The sequence below is a fragment of the Bacillus pfraonensis genome, from assembly GCF_050768835.1.
GTDB lineage: Bacteria > Bacillota > Bacilli > Bacillales > Bacillaceae_G > Bacillus_A > Bacillus_A pfraonensis.
The window spans coordinates 252,024-272,185 of the sequence record NZ_JAHCDO010000003.1 but is presented as its reverse complement, the minus strand read 5'-3'; the positions used below and the strand labels follow the sequence as shown (position 1 = coordinate 272,185).

The 20,162-nt window shown below is 37.3% G+C and carries 24 protein-coding genes and 1 tRNA gene; 15 read left to right on the top strand and 10 right to left on the bottom strand.

Annotated elements, in window-relative coordinates:
• The first annotated feature begins 300 nt into the window (after positions 1 to 300).
• The 13 genes from KFD70_RS03995 to KFD70_RS03935 all read left to right on the top strand — a co-directional run bounded on the left by KFD70_RS03995 (position 301) and on the right by KFD70_RS03935 (position 11,335).
• Positions 301 to 675, top strand: coding sequence for a phage holin family protein (locus tag KFD70_RS03995; RefSeq protein ID WP_336451672.1), 375 nt, complete (start codon positions 301 to 303; stop codon positions 673 to 675).
• Between the two features lie 162 nt (positions 676 to 837).
• Entirely contained in the window at positions 838 to 1,767 is a 930-nt protein-coding gene (gene hprK, locus KFD70_RS03990; protein ID WP_174101025.1) for an HPr(Ser) kinase/phosphatase, read from the top strand.
• A 23-nt stretch (positions 1,768 to 1,790) separates the two neighbouring features.
• On the top strand, positions 1,791 to 2,603 hold the full coding sequence (gene lgt / locus KFD70_RS03985) for a prolipoprotein diacylglyceryl transferase (RefSeq protein ID WP_336451673.1): 813 nt from the start codon (positions 1,791 to 1,793) through the stop codon (positions 2,601 to 2,603).
• Between the two features lie 65 nt (positions 2,604 to 2,668).
• Positions 2,669 to 3,307, top strand: coding sequence for a pyrophosphatase PpaX (gene ppaX / locus KFD70_RS03980; protein WP_336451674.1), 639 nt, complete (start codon positions 2,669 to 2,671; stop codon positions 3,305 to 3,307).
• 21 nt (positions 3,308 to 3,328) lie between these two features.
• Complete coding sequence (locus KFD70_RS03975) at positions 3,329 to 3,850, top strand: acyltransferase (protein ID WP_336451675.1); 522 nt, start codon at positions 3,329 to 3,331, stop codon at positions 3,848 to 3,850.
• Positions 3,851 to 3,980: 130 nt separating this feature from the next.
• Entirely contained in the window at positions 3,981 to 5,492 is a 1,512-nt protein-coding gene (locus tag KFD70_RS03970; protein ID WP_336451676.1) for a tetratricopeptide repeat protein, read from the top strand.
• Between the two features lie 77 nt (positions 5,493 to 5,569).
• Entirely contained in the window at positions 5,570 to 6,526 is a 957-nt protein-coding gene (gene trxB, locus KFD70_RS03965) for a thioredoxin-disulfide reductase (RefSeq protein ID WP_336451677.1), read from the top strand.
• 174 nt (positions 6,527 to 6,700) lie between these two features.
• A complete protein-coding gene (locus KFD70_RS03960) occupies positions 6,701 to 7,507 on the top strand; it encodes a DUF368 domain-containing protein (RefSeq protein ID WP_336451678.1) in 807 nt (268 codons plus the stop codon).
• 193 nt (positions 7,508 to 7,700) lie between these two features.
• Complete coding sequence (locus KFD70_RS03955; protein WP_001190078.1) at positions 7,701 to 8,159, top strand: NUDIX hydrolase; 459 nt, start codon at positions 7,701 to 7,703, stop codon at positions 8,157 to 8,159.
• A 19-nt stretch (positions 8,160 to 8,178) separates the two neighbouring features.
• On the top strand, positions 8,179 to 9,060 hold the full coding sequence (gene rapZ / locus KFD70_RS03950; RefSeq protein WP_336451679.1) for an RNase adapter RapZ: 882 nt from the start codon (positions 8,179 to 8,181) through the stop codon (positions 9,058 to 9,060).
• A 3-nt stretch (positions 9,061 to 9,063) separates the two neighbouring features.
• The gene (locus KFD70_RS03945) at positions 9,064 to 10,017 is read left to right on the top strand and encodes a gluconeogenesis factor YvcK family protein (RefSeq protein WP_336451680.1); all 954 of its coding nucleotides are present in this window, start codon (positions 9,064 to 9,066) and stop codon (positions 10,015 to 10,017) included.
• A gap of 87 nt (positions 10,018 to 10,104) precedes the next feature.
• A complete protein-coding gene (whiA, locus tag KFD70_RS03940) occupies positions 10,105 to 11,055 on the top strand; it encodes a DNA-binding protein WhiA (RefSeq protein ID WP_003201892.1) in 951 nt (316 codons plus the stop codon).
• 22 nt (positions 11,056 to 11,077) lie between these two features.
• Positions 11,078 to 11,335, top strand: coding sequence for an HPr family phosphocarrier protein (locus tag KFD70_RS03935; protein WP_006096515.1), 258 nt, complete (start codon positions 11,078 to 11,080; stop codon positions 11,333 to 11,335).
• A gap of 176 nt (positions 11,336 to 11,511) precedes the next feature.
• Here the strand turns inward: KFD70_RS03935 and KFD70_RS03930 are convergent, their stop codons facing one another.
• The 10 genes from KFD70_RS03930 to KFD70_RS03885 form a co-directional block, all read right to left on the bottom strand.
• The gene (locus KFD70_RS03930; RefSeq protein ID WP_336451681.1) at positions 11,512 to 12,741 is read right to left on the bottom strand and encodes a DUF438 domain-containing protein; all 1,230 of its coding nucleotides are present in this window, start codon (positions 12,739 to 12,741) and stop codon (positions 11,512 to 11,514) included.
• 12 nt (positions 12,742 to 12,753) lie between these two features.
• Positions 12,754 to 12,981, bottom strand: coding sequence for a DUF1858 domain-containing protein (locus tag KFD70_RS03925; RefSeq protein ID WP_336451682.1), 228 nt, complete (start codon positions 12,979 to 12,981; stop codon positions 12,754 to 12,756).
• A 470-nt stretch (positions 12,982 to 13,451) separates the two neighbouring features.
• Positions 13,452 to 14,033, bottom strand: coding sequence for an ATP-dependent Clp endopeptidase proteolytic subunit ClpP (clpP, locus tag KFD70_RS03920; protein ID WP_174101014.1), 582 nt, complete (start codon positions 14,031 to 14,033; stop codon positions 13,452 to 13,454).
• A gap of 251 nt (positions 14,034 to 14,284) precedes the next feature.
• A complete protein-coding gene (locus KFD70_RS03915) occupies positions 14,285 to 15,154 on the bottom strand; it encodes a DUF421 domain-containing protein (RefSeq protein WP_336451683.1) in 870 nt (289 codons plus the stop codon).
• 20 nt (positions 15,155 to 15,174) lie between these two features.
• On the bottom strand, positions 15,175 to 15,381 hold the full coding sequence (locus KFD70_RS03910; RefSeq protein ID WP_336451684.1) for a DUF1657 domain-containing protein: 207 nt from the start codon (positions 15,379 to 15,381) through the stop codon (positions 15,175 to 15,177).
• 11 nt (positions 15,382 to 15,392) lie between these two features.
• Positions 15,393 to 15,743 carry a stage V sporulation protein AE gene (gene spoVAE / locus KFD70_RS03905; RefSeq protein ID WP_336451685.1) on the bottom strand — a complete coding sequence of 117 codons (351 nt, stop codon included), beginning with the start codon at positions 15,741 to 15,743 and terminating at the stop codon, positions 15,393 to 15,395.
• Positions 15,744 to 16,757, bottom strand: a complete 1,014-nt coding sequence (gene spoVAD, locus KFD70_RS03900) for a stage V sporulation protein AD (RefSeq protein WP_336451686.1) — start codon at positions 16,755 to 16,757, stop codon at positions 15,744 to 15,746.
• Positions 16,758 to 17,234 carry a stage V sporulation protein AC gene (gene spoVAC, locus KFD70_RS03895; RefSeq protein ID WP_174101010.1) on the bottom strand — a complete coding sequence of 159 codons (477 nt, stop codon included), beginning with the start codon at positions 17,232 to 17,234 and terminating at the stop codon, positions 16,758 to 16,760.
• 34 nt (positions 17,235 to 17,268) lie between these two features.
• Entirely contained in the window at positions 17,269 to 17,757 is a 489-nt protein-coding gene (locus KFD70_RS03890) for a YhcN/YlaJ family sporulation lipoprotein (RefSeq protein WP_336451687.1), read from the bottom strand.
• Between the two features lie 115 nt (positions 17,758 to 17,872).
• Positions 17,873 to 18,079, bottom strand: a complete 207-nt coding sequence (locus tag KFD70_RS03885) for a DUF1657 domain-containing protein (RefSeq protein ID WP_174101008.1) — start codon at positions 18,077 to 18,079, stop codon at positions 17,873 to 17,875.
• A 182-nt stretch (positions 18,080 to 18,261) separates the two neighbouring features.
• Here KFD70_RS03885 and KFD70_RS03880 point away from each other — a divergent pair.
• Both KFD70_RS03880 and rpoN read left to right on the top strand, forming a co-directional pair.
• A tRNA-Arg gene (locus tag KFD70_RS03880) sits at positions 18,262 to 18,337 on the top strand.
• A 511-nt stretch (positions 18,338 to 18,848) separates the two neighbouring features.
• Positions 18,849 to 20,156: an RNA polymerase factor sigma-54 gene (gene rpoN, locus KFD70_RS03875; protein WP_336451688.1), complete on the top strand. Its 1,308-nt coding sequence runs from the start codon at positions 18,849 to 18,851 to the stop codon at positions 20,154 to 20,156.
• Positions 20,157 to 20,162 lie beyond the last annotated feature (6 nt).

Below are 20,162 nucleotides of genomic sequence, written 5' to 3'. Positions count from 1 at the left end.
CGCTCTCTTCCCACAAAAAAAGAAAGGTATTATGTCGTTTTTTCAATTCATATATAAATGATTCTGATTTTTAGCATACAAATCACGGCTGCGAAGTCAAAAAAGAGACTTCTGCTCATTTCCTCCTTCTGTTTTCACATGGCATGGGGCTAAAAAAGGCCCTGACCGCTGCTATGCATGGCTGGATGCTCTATTCTTACTAAAAAAGAAAGGTTTTGTATCGTTTTTTAAATGGTCACTTGGCGTTTCCTAGCCATTAGCGTATGATTAAGTATATATGTCAAAAGGATGTGTAAGAAAATGAGATGGATTCTATCACTTCTTGTGAATAGCGTCGTGTTAATTGTTGTATCAGGTCTTCTGAAGGGAATTGCACCAGACGCATTTTACATAGAAAATATACAAACAGCAATTATTGCGAGCATTATTTTAGCGATTTTAAATGTGTTTGTAAAACCGTTATTAATTTTAATTACGTTGCCGATTACGGTACTGACATTTGGATTCTTCCTAATCGTGATTAATGCAATTACGTTAAAAATAACAGATTCATTATTAGGTGATGCTTTTAATATATCGGGATTTGGTGTAGCAATTATTGCGGCAATTTGTATTTCTATTTTTAATATGCTGATTGATAAAGTGATTGTAGAGCCATTATCTGAAAAGAAATAGAAAAGTGACAAAAAGAAAAACATTTCATGAACTCCATGAAATGTTTTTTTTTATTTAATAGAAACCACATTTCTTGTTTACAGAAAAAAATGGTACAATATCGGATAGAATGGAATTTTACATCAAATGAGACTGAACCCGCAGCGGAGTGGAGGTTTACATATGCCGAAAGTAAGGACAAAAGATTTAATTGAACAATTTCAATTAGAGTTAGTAAGTGGTGAAGAAGGGATTCACCGTCCAATTGATACAAGTGATTTATCGCGACCTGGAATTGAAATGGCAGGATTCTTTACATATTATCCAGCTGATCGCGTCCAGCTTCTTGGAAAAACGGAGCTTACCTTCTGTGAGACGTTAACAAGTGAGCAAAAACAAGAAAGAATGAAAGTTCTTTGTACAGAAGAGACACCTTGTATTATTGTAACGCGTAGTCAAGATGTGCCAGAGGAATTATTGCAAGCATCACGTGAATCTGGCGTGCCGCTTTTACGTTCTGCTCAAACGACGACAAGATTATCAAGTCGTTTAACAAACTATTTAGAGAGTAAGTTGGCACCAACAACTGCTGTTCATGGTGTATTAGTAGATATTTACGGTGTTGGTGTTTTAATTACAGGTCAAAGTGGTGTCGGAAAAAGTGAGACAGCGCTTGAACTTGTAAAACGTGGTCATCGTTTAGTTGCAGATGATAGCGTTGAGATTCGTCAAGAAGATGAAGATACATTAGTCGGAAGTTCACCAGATTTAATTGAGCATTTATTAGAAATTCGTGGTTTAGGTATTATTAATGTTATGACGTTATTTGGTGCAGGTGCTGTACGGAATTATAAGCGTATTACACTAGTGATTAACCTTGAGATTTGGGATCAAAAGAAAAACTATGATCGTTTAGGTCTTGATGAAGAAAAAATGAAGATTATAGATACAGAACTTACGAAGATTACACTTCCGGTTCGTCCTGGTCGAAACTTGGCTGTTATTATTGAAGTGGCAGCGATGAACTTCAGGTTAAAACGAATGGGAGTCAATGCAGCGCAACAATTTTCAGAGCGCTTAATGAGTGCGATTGAACTAGGGAATCAGGAGTAATTTAGGAGAAGGAGGTCATCCATATGCTGTTAGGGTCTGTACCACAGCTAGACCGCGTAGCAATTCAACTTGGACCATTCCCAGTGTATTGGTATGGGATTATTATCGGTACGGGTGTTTTGCTTGGACTTTGGCTTGCTACTCGCGAAGGTGAACGATTAGGTATTCCGAAAGATACATTTGTCGATCTAGTTTTATTTGCGGTACCGATTGCGATTATTTGTGCGAGAGCATACTACGTTATTTTTGAATGGGAATATTATGTGCAAAACCCGAGTCAGATTATTAATATTCGTCAAGGTGGCTTGGCAATTCATGGCGGCTTAATCGGGGCGGTTATTACGGGGATTTTCTTTGCGAAAAGACGTGGCGTTTCCTTCTGGAAGTTAGCTGATATTGCAGCGCCAAGTATTCTACTTGGACAAGCAATTGGACGATGGGGAAACTTTATGAACCAAGAGGCTCATGGCCGTGAAGTAACAAGACAGTTTTTAGAGGGTTTACATTTACCGGATTTTATTGTGAATCAAATGTATATTGATGGTGTGTATTATCATCCAACGTTCTTATATGAATCATTATGGAATTTTGCGGGTGTAATTCTATTATTGTTATTACGCAAAGCGAATTTACGTCGTGGTGAATTATTCTTTACGTATTTAATTTGGTATTCAATTGGCCGTTTCTTTGTAGAAGGCTTACGTACAGATAGCTTAATGTTAGGACCGCTTCGTATTGCACAAGTGATGTCCATTGGGCTTGTTGTTATTTCGATCATTTTCATTATTGTGAGACGTAAAATGGGGCAAGCTGATAAAAGATATTTAGAAAACTAGAAAAAAGTAGCATCTTGTATGAGATGCTGCTTCTTTCATATTCAGGCAGGAAAGGACCTTAGCATATGAAAATAAATACAGTGTTATTTGATTTAGATGGAACATTAATTAATACAAATGAACTTATTATTTCTTCTTTTTTACACACGTTAAACAAGTACTATCCAGATCAGTATAAGCGCGAAGATGTATTGTCATTTATCGGTCCATCTTTGCATGAGACATTCGGTTCAATGGATGAGAGCAAGGTAGAAGAGATGATCCAATGTTATCGTCAATTTAACCATGAGCATCATGATGAACTAGTGGAAGAATATGAAACTGTTTATGAGACGGTCCAAGAGCTAAAGAAGCAAGGATACAAAATTGGAATTGTAACAACGAAGGCAAGACAAACAGTAGAAATGGGTTTAAAACTTTCTAAATTAAATGAGTTCTTTGATGTTGTTGTTACAATTGATGATGTACAGCATGTGAAACCACATCCAGAACCAATTCAAAAGGCGCTAAAGTTACTACATGCAAATCCAGAAGAAACGTTAATGGTTGGTGATAACCATCATGATATAGTGGGCGGACAAAACGCAGGTACGAAAACCGCGGCAGTTGCCTGGACGATTAAAGGTAGAGAGTACTTAGAGTCATATAAGCCGGATTATGTATTAGATAAAATGAGTGACTTGCTATCCATTTTGTCTGAATAGTAGGTAAGGGGAGAGAGTAAAGTGCGACGGACAACGCGCTACCCTGTTTCAGGAGCAAATTCACTATGGAATGTATATAAGACAGTATCCTTCTTTAAGGTAATGAAAAATTTTATTGTCATTCAAATTGCACGTTATACACCATTTTTACGAATGAAAATTTGGCTGTATCGCACATTTTTACGAATGAAAGTAGGAAAGCAAACATCATTTGCGCTTATGGCAATGCCGGATATTATGTTTCCAGAAAAGATTACAATTGGAACGAATTCAATAATTGGCTATAACACAACGATTTTAGCTCACGAATATTTAATTCATGAATATCGCCTCGGGGAAGTTATTATAGGGAATGAAGTAATGATTGGAGCAAATTCAACTATATTGCCAGGTGTAAAGATTGGGGACGGCGCCATTGTTTCAGCAGGTACACTTGTTCACCGTGATGTACCAAGTGGTGCTTTTGTAGGTGGAAATCCGATGCGTATCATTTATACGCAGAAAGAAATGACAGAGAAGAGAAGGGCGTTGTTAAAAATGTAACATTTCTCTTCTCTTTTTATGAATAAAAAGGAAATAATTGATTATAATATACTGTTTTGTTTTTTACGGAATCGTTTATACTTATAAATAGAAAATGTATGAGCGAAGAAAACAAAAAACTGGAGGATATATGGGGAAAAATCAACGGATGTATAAGGAGAACGGACAAGTTATCTCTTTTAATCAATTAGCTGATTTCTTTTATAAAAAAGGAATGAAAGCTTATCAAAGTCATAAATTGCAAGATGCAGTTAAATATTTTCGAAGAGCGGCACAAAGTGAGAAAGAGCCGTTTATTTTATGTCAATTAGCGACGGTATTATCTGAAGTCGGTGAGTATCAAGAATCAAACCAAATTTTCTTGAAATTGATTCGTTCGAATTCTGATATTGAGCAGTGCTATTATTTTATCGCGAATAATTACGCATATCTCGGTTTGTTTCAGCAAGCAAAGAAGTATGCGGAGAAATATTTAGAGATCGCAACGGAAAAGGAATTTGTAGAAGATACGTTAGAATTACTTGAGATTATGGAAGAAGAATCGCTGGATACGGAAGAGATTGAAGATGAAGATGAATTAATTGTTATGCAGGAAGAGGCAAATCGCTATATTCGTAACGGACAATTGGAGGAAGCGATTGCTACGCTTGAAGTTGTAACGAAGGATTATCCAGAATTTTGGTCGGGTTATAATAACTTAGCAATTGCGCATTTCCAATCGGGAAATGTAGATCAGGCACTAAAGTTAACAGAAATGATTTTAGAGAAAAATCCTGGTAATATGCATGCGCTTTGTAATACGCTTATTTTTCTATATTCAATTGGAGAGCATAAACAAGTAGAAGCGTTAGCGGGGCAACTAGAATCAGTATATCCGATGTCATTTGAGCATCGACTGAAGCTAGGAACAACATTGGCGAGCATTGGTCACTTTGCATCAGCATATAAATGGTTGAGGTTATTAAAGCGTCAAGGTTATGAAGGAGATGTCAGCTTTTACTATTGGTTTGCATACTCTGCTTATATGATACAAGATCAACATACAGCGGAAAAAATGTGGCAATCTGTTGTAGAATTGCACCCTGATAAAAAAGGGAAAGAGCCGTGGAATGCCCTGCATTTAGCTGATGAAGGACAGAATGTTTTGTTTGAAGAGCTGCGGAAATCTTTTAGTCAAAGTGAAACGTTAGAAGAGAAAATGCTAGCACTGTATTTAATGAATGAACTCACAACACCAGAGAAAATTGGCTTTTTCTTTGAGGTGGCTCAGGAAAAAAATGGTGTGCCGATCGTTTCGCAACTGGCAAAATATTTCTTTTTAATGAGTAGTCATAAGAGTATTCCAGGCGAGTTACAACCGTTTGAACAATGCGTTAGGATTTCGGATGCCTTATATAACTATACAAATAAAGAAGATGAATTGATTGAAGAATGCTTGCATTTTTGGTTTTGTACATTTATACGTTTATATACATCTGGGACGGTCTTTACGAATGTGTTTGGGTGGTCTGCGGCAATCGAATATATTGTGCGCGGCCAGCAGAGAAATAAAATGACACAGGCCGAACTTGGAAATATATATAATGTATCTGTAGCAACTGTGAGAAAATATGTGCAAGTAGTAAAGCGGACTCATGCATAGGCAAATCATTGGGAAAAAACAGGTGCTAACAGTATAATGAGGGTAAGTCATGGTAGGAATGAATAGGAGTGAATAGTGTGTCAGAAGAAAAAATTTATGATGTCATTATTATTGGTGCTGGACCAGCTGGAATGACAGCTGCAGTGTATACGTCTCGTGCAAATTTAAGCACGCTTATGCTTGAACGCGGTATTCCAGGCGGACAAATGGCAAATACAGAAGATGTAGAAAACTATCCAGGTTATGAATCCATTTTAGGACCTGATTTATCAAATAAAATGTTCGAGCATGCGAAGAAATTCGGTGCTGAATATGCATATGGTGATGTGAAAGAAGTCATCGATGGTAAAGAATATAAAACGGTTGTAGCTGGTAAAAAAGAATATAAAACACGCGCAATTATCGTTGCAAGTGGTGCAGAGTACAAAAAAATCGGTGTACCAGGTGAAAAAGAACTTGGTGGCCGTGGTGTATCATACTGTGCAGTATGCGACGGCGCATTCTTTAAAGGAAAAGAACTTGTTGTTATTGGTGGCGGAGACTCTGCTGTTGAAGAAGGTGTGTATTTAACACGCTTTGCATCAAAAGTAACTATCGTTCATCGTCGTGATGCGCTTCGTGCACAAAAAATCCTACAAGACCGTGCTTTCCAAAATGAAAAAGTAGATTTCATTTGGAACCATACTGTAAAAGAGATTAACGAAGAGAATGGTAAAGTAGGCAGTGTAACACTTGTAGATGTAAACAGTGGTGAAGAGCAAGAATTCAAAGCTGACGGTGTCTTCATTTACATCGGTATGTTACCACTATCAAAACCATTTACTGAACTTGGTATTACAAATGAAAATGGTTATATCGAAACAAACGAACGCATGGAAACGAAAGTTCCTGGTATTTTCGCAGCTGGTGATGTTCGCGAAAAAATGCTTCGTCAAATTGTAACAGCAACTGGCGATGGTAGTATCGCAGCACAAAGTGCACAACACTACGTAGAAGAGCTGTTAGAGGAATTAAAAACTGTAACAGAAAAATAAGGGATGTAATTCCCTTTTGAGAAGAAGGCTACTTTTATGAATGGTAGCTTTCTTTTTTATTTTCTTCCTAAAATGTAAAATGTTTGTCAAAAATTCTTTGGATTACAAGATTTCTTATTGTTATACTAGAGTTTACGAGAAAAATGACTATAAGAAATGAGGAGTTTATTCAGTATGGAATGGCGTAATATATATCGTGGTTTTTGTATGGGCGTTAGTGATTTAATTCCTGGCGTTAGTGGTGGCACAATTGCTGTTGTATTAGGGATTTATGAAAGATTGCTTGCGGCAATTAGTGGATTCTTTAGTCGCGAATGGAAAAAGCATTTAGGCTTTTTAATTCCGCTTGCTGTTGGGGTAGCAGTAGCGTTTTTAACATTAAGTCATGTTATTAAGTATTTATTAGCAAATCATTATGAGCCAACTCAGTTTTTCTTCCTTGGTTTAATCTTGAGTATTTTACCAATGTTAATGAAGGAAGCAAATGCAAAGGAAACATTTAAAGCAGGACATATTGTTATACTAATCGTTGCAGCGGTTCTTGTAGCTGTAACAGCATTCTTTAAGCCGGATAAAGCGGCAGATCCAATTACTACATTAACAATTTTAAATACAATTGGATTATTCTTGGCAGGTTGGATGGCTAGTATGGCTATGCTACTTCCGGGGATTAGCGGCTCATTTATTTTATTAATCATCGGTGTATATCCAACAGCGATTAATGCGCTAACAACATTAAACTTACCACTAATTGCAGTAATTGGTGCAGGTGTTATGGTTGGATTTGTTGTGAGTAGTAAAGGAATTAGCTATTTGTTATCACATTATAAAAGTGCAACATTCGCAGCGATTATCGGACTTGTTATCGGATCGATTGCAGTAGTTTTCCCAGGTATTCCAGCCGGTGGCATGTCGATTGTAAACTCTATTATTACGTTTATTTTAGGGTTTGCGATTGTATCGTATTTCAGTAAAAAATAAGTGGTAAATCTCCTTGACGATAAAATTCGTTAAGGGGATTTTTTTATGTTCTTAGGAAGAATAAGCTTGTTACTTAGTAGGAATTCACTTATTTACGGAGCTAGTCTCCTTCATTGTGGCAAACTGTTTTTGATAGTATAATGGAATGAGTATGTGACGAAAAAATCGTCATAAGTAGCTGAGGTGAAGAAGCATGCAAAGAGTAACAAACTGTGTGTTAATTAAAGATAATGAAGTTCTCCTACTACAAAAACCTCGTCGGAACTGGTGGGTTGCACCAGGTGGAAAAATGGAGCGCGGTGAAACAGTGAGGGATTCCGTTGTCCGCGAATACCGTGAAGAAACAGGTATTTATTTAAAGAACCCAGCATTAAAGGGAGTCTTCACTTTTGTCATCCAGGAAGGTGATAAAGTTGTTTCTGAATGGATGATGTTCTCCTTTTTAGCGACAGATTTTGCAGGAGAAAACAAATTAGAAAGCGAAGAAGGCATCATTGGTTGGCATACATTTGATAAAATTGATGAGCTAGCAATGGCGCCGGGAGATTATCACATTATTGATTATTTAATTAAAGGAAATGGAATCATCTACGGTACGTTTGTATATACACCAGACTTTGAATTACTTTCATATCGATTGGATCCAAGCTAAACCGCCGAGGAGGGATACAATGGCAGCAAATAATGATATTAAAATGGTAATTATTACAGGGATGTCCGGTGCAGGAAAAACAGTAGCTCTGCAAAGCTTCGAAGATTTAGGATATTTTTGTGTGGATAACTTACCACCTATGTTATTGCCAAAGTTTGTTGAACTTATGGCAGACTCGAAAGGAAAAATGAACAAGGTGGCACTTGGTATTGATTTACGTGGTCGCGAATTTTTTGAGCATTTATGGGGAGCGCTTGATGATTTATCAGAACGCACTTGGATTATTCCTCATATTTTATTTTTAGATGCGAAAGATAGCACGCTTGTAACGCGTTACAAAGAAACGAGACGTTCGCATCCACTTGCGCCGACAGGACTTCCGTTAAAAGGAATTGAGGCCGAGCGCAATTTATTAACAGATATGAAGGCAAGAGCGAATATTGTACTTGATACGTCTGATTTAAAACCGAAAGAATTGCGCGAAAAAATTGTTCATCTGTTTTCAACAGAAAACGAGCAAGCATTTCGTGTCAATGTGATGTCATTTGGATTTAAGTACGGCATTCCAATTGATGCAGATTTAGTATTTGATGTTCGTTTTTTACCAAATCCATATTATATTCCACAGATGAAGCCGTTAACAGGACTGGATGAAGAAGTTTCGTCATATGTGCTCAAGTTTAATGAGACACATAAATTTTTAGAAAAGCTGACGGATCTTATTACTTTCATGCTTCCTCATTATAAAAGAGAAGGCAAGAGTCAGCTTGTAATTGCGATTGGATGTACAGGTGGACAACATCGTTCTGTTACACTTGCTGAATACCTTGGAAAACATTTGAAACCAGAATATATCGTTCATATATCTCATCGTGATGTGGAGAAGAGAAAGGGCCATTAAGGGATGAAAAAAGAAAGAAAACCTAAAATTGTCATCATGGGAGGGGGAACTGGACTATCGGTTTTATTACGGGGATTGAAGAAATATCCTGTTGATATTACAGCGGTTGTTACAGTAGCTGATGATGGTGGCAGTTCAGGTAGATTGCGTGATGAGTTAGAAATTCCACCGCCAGGCGACATTCGTAACGTACTTGTTGCGTTATCAGATGTGGAGCCGCTTGTGGAAGCTTTATTTCAACATCGTTTTACATCCGGAGAAGGTTTAACGGGTCATGCATTAGGTAATTTATTATTAGCTGGTATGACGTCGATTACAGGAGACTTTTTCCATGCCATTACAGAAACGAGTAAAGTGTTAAATGTGAGAGGGCGTGTTTTACCAGCGGCCAATCAAAGTGTTGTTCTTCATGCTGAGCTGGAAGATGGGCGAATTGTAACAGGTGAATCGAAAATTCCGTACTTTGGGAAAAAAATCAATCGTGTGTTTTTAACACCGGGTGATGTAGAACCATTATATGAGACATTAATGGAAATTCAGCGAGCGGATTTACTTGTCTTCGGACCAGGTAGTTTGTACACAAGTATTTTGCCAAACTTAATTGTAGAAAAAATCGGTAAAGCCGTTCTTGCTGCAAAGGCGAAAAAAGTATATGTATGTAATGTTATGACGCAAGCTGGAGAAACGATGGGGTATACAGCATTTGATCATGTGCAGGCTTTACATGATCATCTTGGGGTACCTTTCATTGATACAGCAATTGTAAATAATCATGATATTCCTGCTGTGTTACGTAAATTGTATGCAGAAGAAATGTCTGAACCTGTTGTGGTTGATGAACATCGTTTTGCTGAAAATGACATTCGCTTAATTCAAGATGAATTAGCAAAGTATGATGATCAAGTTGTAAGACATGATACATTAAAATTAGCTTCTATTTTATATTCGTTATTATAAGCATGCGTTATCTCTGTATGAGATAACGCTGCTCATTCATATAGGACAAGATTTTTGTTCCAAAATATCGTATAAGGAGGTGGGGCTGTGTCATTTGCATCAGAAACAAAGAAAGAGCTCACGAAGCTTGAAATGAAGGAGTGCTGTGAGAAAGCAGAATTATCAGCATTGCTTCGAATGAACGGATCACTTTCTTTTTCAAACCGTCGTCTTTCGATTGATATTCAAACAGAAAATGCAGCAATCGCAAGAAGAATTTACACATTGCTGAAAAAGGGATATGACGTGACGGTAGAATTGCTTGTTCGTAAAAAAATGCGACTGAAGAAAAATAATGTATATATCGTTCGGCTTGTTGAGAAATCTCGTGAAATATTAGCGGATTTGCATATTGTTAGAGAAGACTTTTCATTTATTCGCAATATCTCACAGGAATTGATTGAAAAGAAATGCTGCAAACGATCGTATTTAAGAGGTGCATTTTTAGCAGGTGGTTCAGTAAATAACCCAGAAACATCATCTTATCATTTAGAGGTCTTTTCGTTATACAAGGAACATAATGATTCTATATGTGAACTGATGAACGGATTTGATTTAAATAGTAAGACGCTGGAAAGGCGTAAAGGGTACATTACGTATTTAAAAGAAGCGGAGAAAATTACGGAGTTTTTAAACATTATCGGTGCACATAATGCATTGTTAAGATTTGAGGATATTCGTATTGTTCGTGATATGCGTAATTCAGTTAATCGATTGGTGAACTGTGAAACAGCCAATTTAAATAAAACAATTGGTGCCGCTTTAAGGCAAATTGAAAATATTCGTTACATTGATGAAACGGTTGGGCTCGATGTTTTACCAGATAAATTAAGAGAGATTGCACAATTACGTATTAATTATCAAGATGTAACATTGAAAGAATTAGGCGAGATGGTATCTGGGGGGAAAATAAGTAAATCAGGTATCAATCATCGCTTGCGTAAAATCGATGAAATCGCAGAGAAATTACGCGCGGGGGAACCGGTAGCAAAAAAATAACGGTAAAGGGGAAATGGGAGCTATGGTTCAGAAACAAGTTGAGGTTGCATTAAAAAACGGCTTACAAGCACGTCCGGCTGCGTTGTTTGTACAAGAGGCAAATCGTTTTCACGCTGATATTTTCATTGAGAAAGATGGAAAAACAGTCAATGCGAAGAGCATAATGGGGATTATGAGCTTAGCGATTGGATCTGGTAGCAACGTAACGATTATAACAGAAGGTTCAGATGCAGAAGCTGCTTTAGAAGCGCTGGCAGCATATGTACAAAATAAACAGTAAAAAGCTATCGCGTGGGCGATAGCTTTTTTGATTGGATAAATCAGTTGAATATTTTTGAGTAATTGATGTGTTGTATTCAATCGTCGATTAAAGGTTCGCTTTATCCTACACCTATCTTCCTCGTTTTTCCCTGAATATTGAGGTGGGGATCTTACTGCCCGTTAATACGGGATAAATTATGAAAGAATCCGTTTTTCTCCTTGAAGTTCACGGATCGGTTGAATGTTTTGCGTAAATTCGAGGGTCCCCATATATTTTCCATCTGCATTTCGCACTGCGAAGTAGCGAATATATACATATTTATCTTGAAATTGAATCCAAAAATCTTCACAATCTTTTTTTCCAGATTTGAAATCTTCTAAGAGTTTTTCAACGACATGAACGCTTTTGGGAGGATGACAGTTTTGCACTGTTCGACCAATGACAGCTTTCGTGCGAGCGAAGATCCGTTCTTTTCCATGAGAGAAGTAACGCACAACATCATTTTCATCGATAAATGTAATATCAACGGGTAAGTGATTTAATACGAGTTCTAGTTGTTGTAACGATAATAGTCCTGTTTCAAAACGAATAAATCCTTCTGACATTGTTTCTTCTTGCATCGCTATTCTTTCTGGTTTCCATGTAGTTGTAGGGCTTGTTAAGCAGTAGCCGATTTCATCACTTTCATGAGCGATTTTTAGCCATTCATCTTCTGTAAGAGTTTGAAGGGCCATCGGAAATAAAATATTTTCTTCTTTAAAAATCATTTCAGTTACGTCATGGGTGACGAAAGAAACGCTGTCTAAGACTGATTTTTTATCTTGATTATAATTTACTAATTTTTGTTTTGCTTCTTTAATAGCAGCACGAATTCTGTCATCAACGCCCCACATAACTTGGGTAGGTCCATAAATGCCGTATTTCTCTAAATAAGGGAAAAGTAGATTTTCTTTCCGGCTATAATGTTTATCAACATCTAGTAATAAATTTAAGTCTTCTATTAATTTATAAATGTTTTCTTCGCTATCTTCTTTTTCAAAACGTTCATAGTGAAGTTGAAGTTTGAAATTCACAAGTAAATCAATTTCTTTGTTTTCCAGTTTAAATGTATGAATGGGATGACCTGGTTGCTCTTCTTGTTTATTAGATTGATGAATTTCTTCAATGGATCCCTTAAAAACAGCTGTATGAACGGAGCATAAGCGTTGTACTTCTTCAACTGGAATGCCTTCTTCCTCCATAAGTGCCTGCTCGAGCTTTGAAATTTCTGCTACGGTAATATTTCCAATTGCTTCTTGAAACTGAGCTGTTACATCTTCAATGTTTTTTCCGTTATGAAGATCTTTAATAATAGTCTTTAAGATTGTTTGTCGTTCAGAGTTATTTATATTTTCTTGTTCACGGTTATTAATCATTTCACTCATAAGGATTCTCCTCTACTCATTAATGTGAAATCCATTATTTTGAAAAGCTTCTTTTACTCCGTCTAATGAAATACCTTTCATTCGGCAGCCTTTCGGGATAGTCATTATACGGCCGGCTGTTTGCAGCATATTAGGTTTTGTTATATTTTCAAATCCAAGGTTCTTTAAAATGGGAATAATTTCAGGATATTGATTCGTTAAATCATAAACAGTATGATGAAAATTAATTTGTTTTGTCATCATTCTCACCTCGAAACAATTGATATGAATTATCAATTACACTGTAACATAAAGATTGGAATGAAATTGTGAGCCAAATCACACGTTTGTTCTTTTAACAGGTTTGTCACTTTTTCTGTATTCAATAATGGGTATGGAGAGGGTGGGGGAGAGGTAATCTCGTCGAATGGTCGATATGTTGTGTCGAATTGCCGATATATTTCAATTTGCGCCGATATATCATGAGAAGCAGGTATATTGGAAAAAACGCTGATATATTTTGAGAAGTGGTCAATAAGAAAGGCTATCGCATGGGCGATAGCCTTTTTTGGAGCAGTTCTAAACGAGCCGCTTTCGCTTTTAGTTGTATCCAGCTCCAGCGGCTAGAATGGTCGGTGGCTTCGCTTCTTCCGCCGAGGTAAAAAGCACCTCTTTGTCAGAAGCTCCATCCCCCTCCCATTCTGAGCGAGCCGCTTTCGCTTTAAAGTATATTAACGATTTGTAAAGATTTTATCGATTAAGCCGTATTCTAGTGCTTTTTCTGCTGTCATGAAGTTGTCGCGGTCTGTGTCGCGTTGTAGTACTTCTAATGGTTGTCCTGTGCGATCAGCAAGAATTTGGTTTAGTTTTTCACGTAAGAATAGGATACGTTTTGCAGCGATTTCGATTTCAGTTGCTTGACCTTGTGCTCCGCCAAGTGGTTGGTGAATCATTACTTCACTGTTTGGAAGTGCGAAACGTTTTCCTTTTTCACCTGCTGCAAGTAGGAAAGCACCCATAGATGCTGCCATACCGATACAAATTGTTGATACGTTTGGTTTAATAAACTGCATTGTATCGTAGATTGCCATACCTGCTGTGATAGAACCACCAGGGCTGTTAATGTATAAATGAATATCTTTTTCTGGATCTTGAGATTCCAAGAATAAAAGCTGGGAAACGATTGAGTTTGCTACGTTGTCATCAATTGCGCTACCAAGCATAATGATGCGGTCTTTTAATAGGCGAGAGTAAATATCGTAAGCGCGTTCTCCACGATTTGTTTGTTCAATTACTGTAGGAATTAAATTCATCTGTTATTTCCTCCTTTGAAAGCTTTCTTAGTCTTATAATACAATTATGGTCAATATAGGTCAAACAAAACCACTTTAAATCAAAAAAATATGTAGTTGTACCATGATTTATTCGCTATGTTTTTGAAATTCCCTGCTTATGTGTCTTTCAACATCATAACCGAATTATATAAATTTAAACGTAATAGGAGAAGTATGTGATTCGCAAAAAACAAAAGAACGCCTTTTCTGTAGAAGCGTTCTTTTGTGTATTATTCTTTTAGGAGATAAGTTACTCTATTTAAAATATGTTGAACTTGTTTTGCGTTTTTGCTATACATTTGACTTGCCGATTTCGATTTTGTTTCTAATGAGAATAATTCAAGATCAGCTTGACATTTTTTTAGAGAAGCCAACAATAATGGTCTATCCTGAGGGGATGGCATTTGAAGTTTATCATCATATATATCGACAGTAAGTTGTCCGTAAGAATCGACTTGCCCGATAAAGACATTTTCTATCACCACGCCAAGTTTCTCTAACTCGGCGTGAAGCCAAGCACGATTATGACCACTAGCTGAAAGTGGTTCATCTAGTACGTTTCCATCCATAATTACCGTTTGTGTTTCTTTTGCAGGTGCTATTTGTAAGCCGATATCTTTTGGGGTAAGAGGCTGTTTATCTCTTTTTAACAAGACATTTAATTCACCGCCCGACTCCAATACAGCATATTCAACATCTGCTATGCTAAACGCATTTTTCTTTCTAAGAAGTTCTAGTAGCTCATCGATTGTATAATTTTCTTTCTTTAAATTATCTTCAAGAACTTTCCCGTCTTTTATAAAAATAGTGGCTTTTCCTTCAATGAAATTTCTGAGCCGCTTGTTTTTTAAAGCAGCCATACCCGCGAAAAATGGAACAAGAGAAAAAACAAGCATACTAGAAACACCGTGCCAAAAGTTGCGCTCGAGTCCTGATGTAATTTCAGCGGCGATGTTTCCGATTGTCAGACCTGCAACATATTCGAAAAATGAAAGCTGTGAAATTTGCCTTTTTCCAAGCAATTTTGTCATTGAAAATAAAATAACTAAAATAACTAAGGAGCGTATAATGACAAGCAGCCATTCTGGTACATGAGGCATGGTTATTCCCTCCCGTTCAGCTAAAATCCTTTATATTGTGGTTCTTCTCTTTCTAATACGGAAATTCTACTTTTAAGGTCAGCGATTACACTGTCCATTTCCATCATACATTCATGGAAGACTTGTTTTGCTTCTTCTTCAGCAGCGTTTTGTGAAAGTGTGCTTAAACTTGCTTGTGCACTTTTTAAACTAGCGAGACATGTTTTTACACTAGCAACAACAGTCATACAAACACCTCTTATCCTTTTGGTTTAAATAGTAATGCTCCGATAAATCCGAAGATAATAGCTGCAGATATACCAGCACTTGTTACTTTAAACATTCCGGTTATAACCCCGACAATACCATGTTTTGCTGCTTCAGCCATGGCTCCATGAACAAGGGCGTTTCCGAAACTTGTAATCGGAACTGTTGCACCAGCTCCTGCAAAATCAATTAAAGGCTCGTACAGACCGAATCCATCTAGTATCGCACCAGCAACAACGAGCGTTGCCATTGTGTGAGCGGGTGTGAGCTTACCGACATCAAACATAAGTTGTCCAATTACACAAATCATTCCACCGATTACAAAAGCCCAAAAATAGATCATCTATTGCGCACCTCCAGTTTCAATCGATACGGCATGAGCAATGCACGGGATAGTTTCTTGCTGTTGGAATGTCAGTGGAGATAGCAGTGCTCCAGTAGCCACTACAAGTATTTTTTTGAATTCTCCTTTTTTCATTCTGTTCAATAAATGCCCGTATACGACGGTCGCTGAACAACCTGGACCACTCGCTCCTGCTATTACAGGCTGACCTTCTCTATAAATGAGTAATCCGCAATCTTGAAACTGTTCGCTTGTTACTTTCGTCCCGTGCTTATGCAGTAAATCATAAGCAATTTCCCGTCCGACATGACCGAGATCGCCTGTAACGATTAAGTCATAGTAGGATGCATCAATTTGTCTTTCGCGTAAATGAGCTTCGATTGTATCGACGGCAGCAGGAGCCATCGCACCTCCCATGTTAAAGGGATCGGTTAAACCCATATCGACAACTCGACCAATTGTCGCTGATGTAACACGTGGTCCTTCTCCTTGATCGCTCAAAAGAGCGGCACCAGCTCCTGTGACGGTCCATTGAGCAGTAGGGGGTTTTTGTCCGCCATATTCAGTAGGATAGCGAAATTGTTTTTCAACAGCGGTATTGTGACTGGATGCTCCTGTTAATAAATATTTTGCACCTCTTGCATTTACAATACTTGCCCCAAGAGCAAGGCCTTCCATAGAAGTAGAACAAGCGCCAAATAATCCAATATAAGGAGCACCGAGCGTACGGCAAGCAAAGCTAGAGGGAGTGATTTGGTTGATAAGATCACCTGCTAAAATGAACTGAATATCTTCTTTGCGGAGCTTTGCTTTTTCGGTTGCACGATTACAAGCTTCTTCAAACAGAACTTTATGTGCTTTTTCATAAGAATCTTGCCCAAGCCATAAGTCTTCATGAAGGGCATCAAAGTCTTCGGGAATTTTTCCCTTTGCTTCAAATGGACCTCCAATAACCCCTGTTGAGATGATGACCGGTTTATTTTCAAATACCCATGTTCGGTGTCCTTGTAGCATTTACAGCCCTCCCAATTGGATAAGGATGGTTTTAATAAGACCGATAACAAAAGCGGCGAATACACCAAATAAAATAACGGACCCCGCCAATTTAAACATGTTGCCACCTACTCCAAGGACAAAGCCTTCTGTTTTATGTTCAATACAAGCGGATATAACAGAATTTCCAAATCCAGTAACAGGTACCGCTGTACCAGCACCTCCAAATTGTGCGAGGCGGTCATATACACCAAAGCCCGTAAGCAACATAGAAATAAAAATTAGTGTTGCTACTGTAGGATTTCCCGCTGACCTTTCACTAAAATCAAAATAGGTAATATAAAAGGTGGAGATAAGTTGACCGATTAAACAAATAAAACCACCTACAAAAAAAGCTTTTATGCAATTTTTTAAAACAGGCCTTTTCGGTTCACGTTGTTGTTCAAATTTTTTATATTCTTGTTGTACTGGTGTTAAGTCTTTATCTTTACTTGGCATGTGAATCCTTCCTTTTCCTTTAAAGAACGTACAATTAAGTATCAGAGTTCATTTCTGTGTGAACTGTCTTTAATTTCTTTATAATGTATTCTTTATCGGCTTCTTTTTTCTTAATTTGGTTTTCCAGTTTATCTAATAGGATGAAAATCTTTCGATCCGTACTGACATAGACATTGAAAGTAGGGTTCTCTTTTTTTAATTTCTTTTTGATTTTTGACTTTAATGGTCTTAACTGAAGCCGTTCATGATGCTCAGGTTTAACAGCTACGTAAAGATCTGTGTTAGAGTTAGCAGCTCTAGCTTCTAGTATTTCTTCCATGGCAAGTACCCTTTTTTTTGCGTCATGTGATATAGATTGATTAAAAGATTCTTCCATACTTACCTTCGTTAACTGCGGTTCTTCTTTTTTCTTTGTTTTCTTATGAGTTTCTTGTTTTACTTCTTTATCTAAAGCATGATTACATCCTGTTGTTGAGCCTAGTAAGAGTATAAATAACACGGTAATTGTGCTGAATTTTCGCATTGCAATCATTCCATTTCTATTGCTTTATGTAATTCGAGTGAAAAAGGATGATATGGAATCATCCTTTTTCTGTTTCTCAAACAGTGAGTACTATAAGATTAAACAGTACCTGCACTTATTGTTGTCCGTATTGAGGCTCTTCTTGCTGAACTTCTTCTACACGTGGATTTAAAGTATCAATAACGGATTGTGTTTGCTGCGCAGCTGTTTGAAAAAGTTGCTTCGCTTGTTGGTTGTCCGTATCAAGAGCGAACCCCTCTAAGCTTGCTTGTGCACTTTTTAACCCAGCGACAGTTTGTTTTAATTTTGTAATTACAGTCATCGAATGAAGCCTCCTTATGGAATATGAATTCAAAGGTTATGATTTGTGAATAGGGGTGAAAATATGATTTCCAAATTTAGGGTTTGTGCGTTAGTTTTGAAGAAATGGCGTAGGCCCTTTTTTGTATAATAGTAGTTGCGCACATGGACATAAGAAGATATAATTACCAGTATATTATTCATGCGCCCATAGCTCAGTTGGATAGAGCGGTGGTTTCCGGTACCACGTCTGTCGGGGGTTCGAATCCCTCTGGGCGCGTCAAAAAGTCCTAACTTACATTTGTAGGTTAGGACTTTTTTTATTGAGCGCTTACCAAGATATATAGGTGATCCGGCACACCATATCAACTGTTTGACCATATACACCATGATTATCTCGTCAAAAGCGATTTTATCTTGTTATATCTACTTATAAGAGTTAGTATTGGTATGAGGTAATAAATTTTCTATGTAGTTATTTTGATTTTCAAACGTATAAGTCACTGCTATGAAAACAAAAAGAGATACTCTCTTCACTTAGCATAGGGTTAAAAAAGGCCCTAACCGCATCTACGCATGATTGGATGCTCTCTTCCACCCCAAAAAGGAAGGTTTTATATCAGTTCTTTAATTTGTATTTATAATATTTTCTTTCAATATTATTCAATTTGCGGTTGTAAGATGGAAACGTCATTAATACATATAAATTAATAATATTTTGGAAAGGGTATCTGCATAGGATTCTCCTTTTAGGAAACTTATTGTACAATAGAAACAAGGGGGAGATTAGATTGAAGGCAAGTCTTTTACAAGAACAAAGCTTACGTTTGGCCATGACACAAGAGTTAAGACAAGCGATTACAATGCTCCAATATAATGTGCAGGAATTATCGGAGTTTTTGTATGAGCAATCGATGGAGAATCCCCTTATTGAGTTAAATGGCTTTGAGCGGGAAAAGAAAAAGAGTTCAAGCAAAAGTAAAAGTACAAGCAAACAAGTCGATAACCAAATGGAGATTTACAGTGTAGATTCTACGTCGATTCAGCAACATTTATTAGATCAATTACAGTATTATAAAATAGATGAAGAACAGCGAAAAACAGCTTCTTTCATCATTATGAACATGGATGAAAATGGTTATTTACAAGAAACGAATGAAGAATTAGCAGAGTTACTAACCGCACCTATTGATGTAGTAGAACGCTCTATGGAGCTCGTTCAGTCATTAGAGCCAGCAGGGGTGGGAGCGCGTAATATTCAGGAGTGTCTATCACTTCAATTGAAGCGCTTACAAAAGAGAGATGCATTCTCAGAAATGATCGTGGATGAATATTTTACGTATTTTGTTAAGAAAGATTGGCGAAAGCTTGCTCATCTTATGAAATGTAGTAATGAGGAATTACAGTCAGCAGTTGATTGTATTACATCGCTTCAGCCAAAACCAGGGCTTGCGTTTTCTTCTGAGAAGCCGCATTATATTGTTCCTGATATGGCTGTGAAAAAAGAAGGCGATCGGCTTGTACTGCAAATGAATGAACGTAACATGCCGAGAATTGAAATTCATTCGGAGTATAGTGCGCTTCTTCATAATAGTGAGAGTGAAGTTGCTACCTATGTATCTGAGAAGTACCAGCATGTACAATGGATTATGCGCAGCTTAAAGCAACGAAAACAAACACTTCTGCAAGTAATGGAAATTATAATGAAGAAGCAACGTGATTTCTTTTGGAGAGGTCCTGAGTATTTAAAGCCACTTTCTTTAAAAGAGGTAGCAGAGGAACTTGGCGTACATGAATCTACTATTAGTCGTGCTACACGTAATAAATATGTGCAAACGCCACATGGTTTGTTTGAAATGAAGTCATTTTTTAGTAACGCAGTGGTTACAACAGAAGATGAGGCGATTTCTACAAAGCGTGTCAAACAATTGATTCAGACGCTTGTAGAGCAAGAAAATAAGAAAAAGCCACTTTCAGATCAAAAAATTTCGAAATTGTTAGAAGAAGAGCATGAAATCGTTATTTCACGAAGAACGGTTGCGAAATATCGAGAGCAAATGAACGTTCCTGCTTCTTCTTTAAGAAAAACAATTGGATAGGTGAAG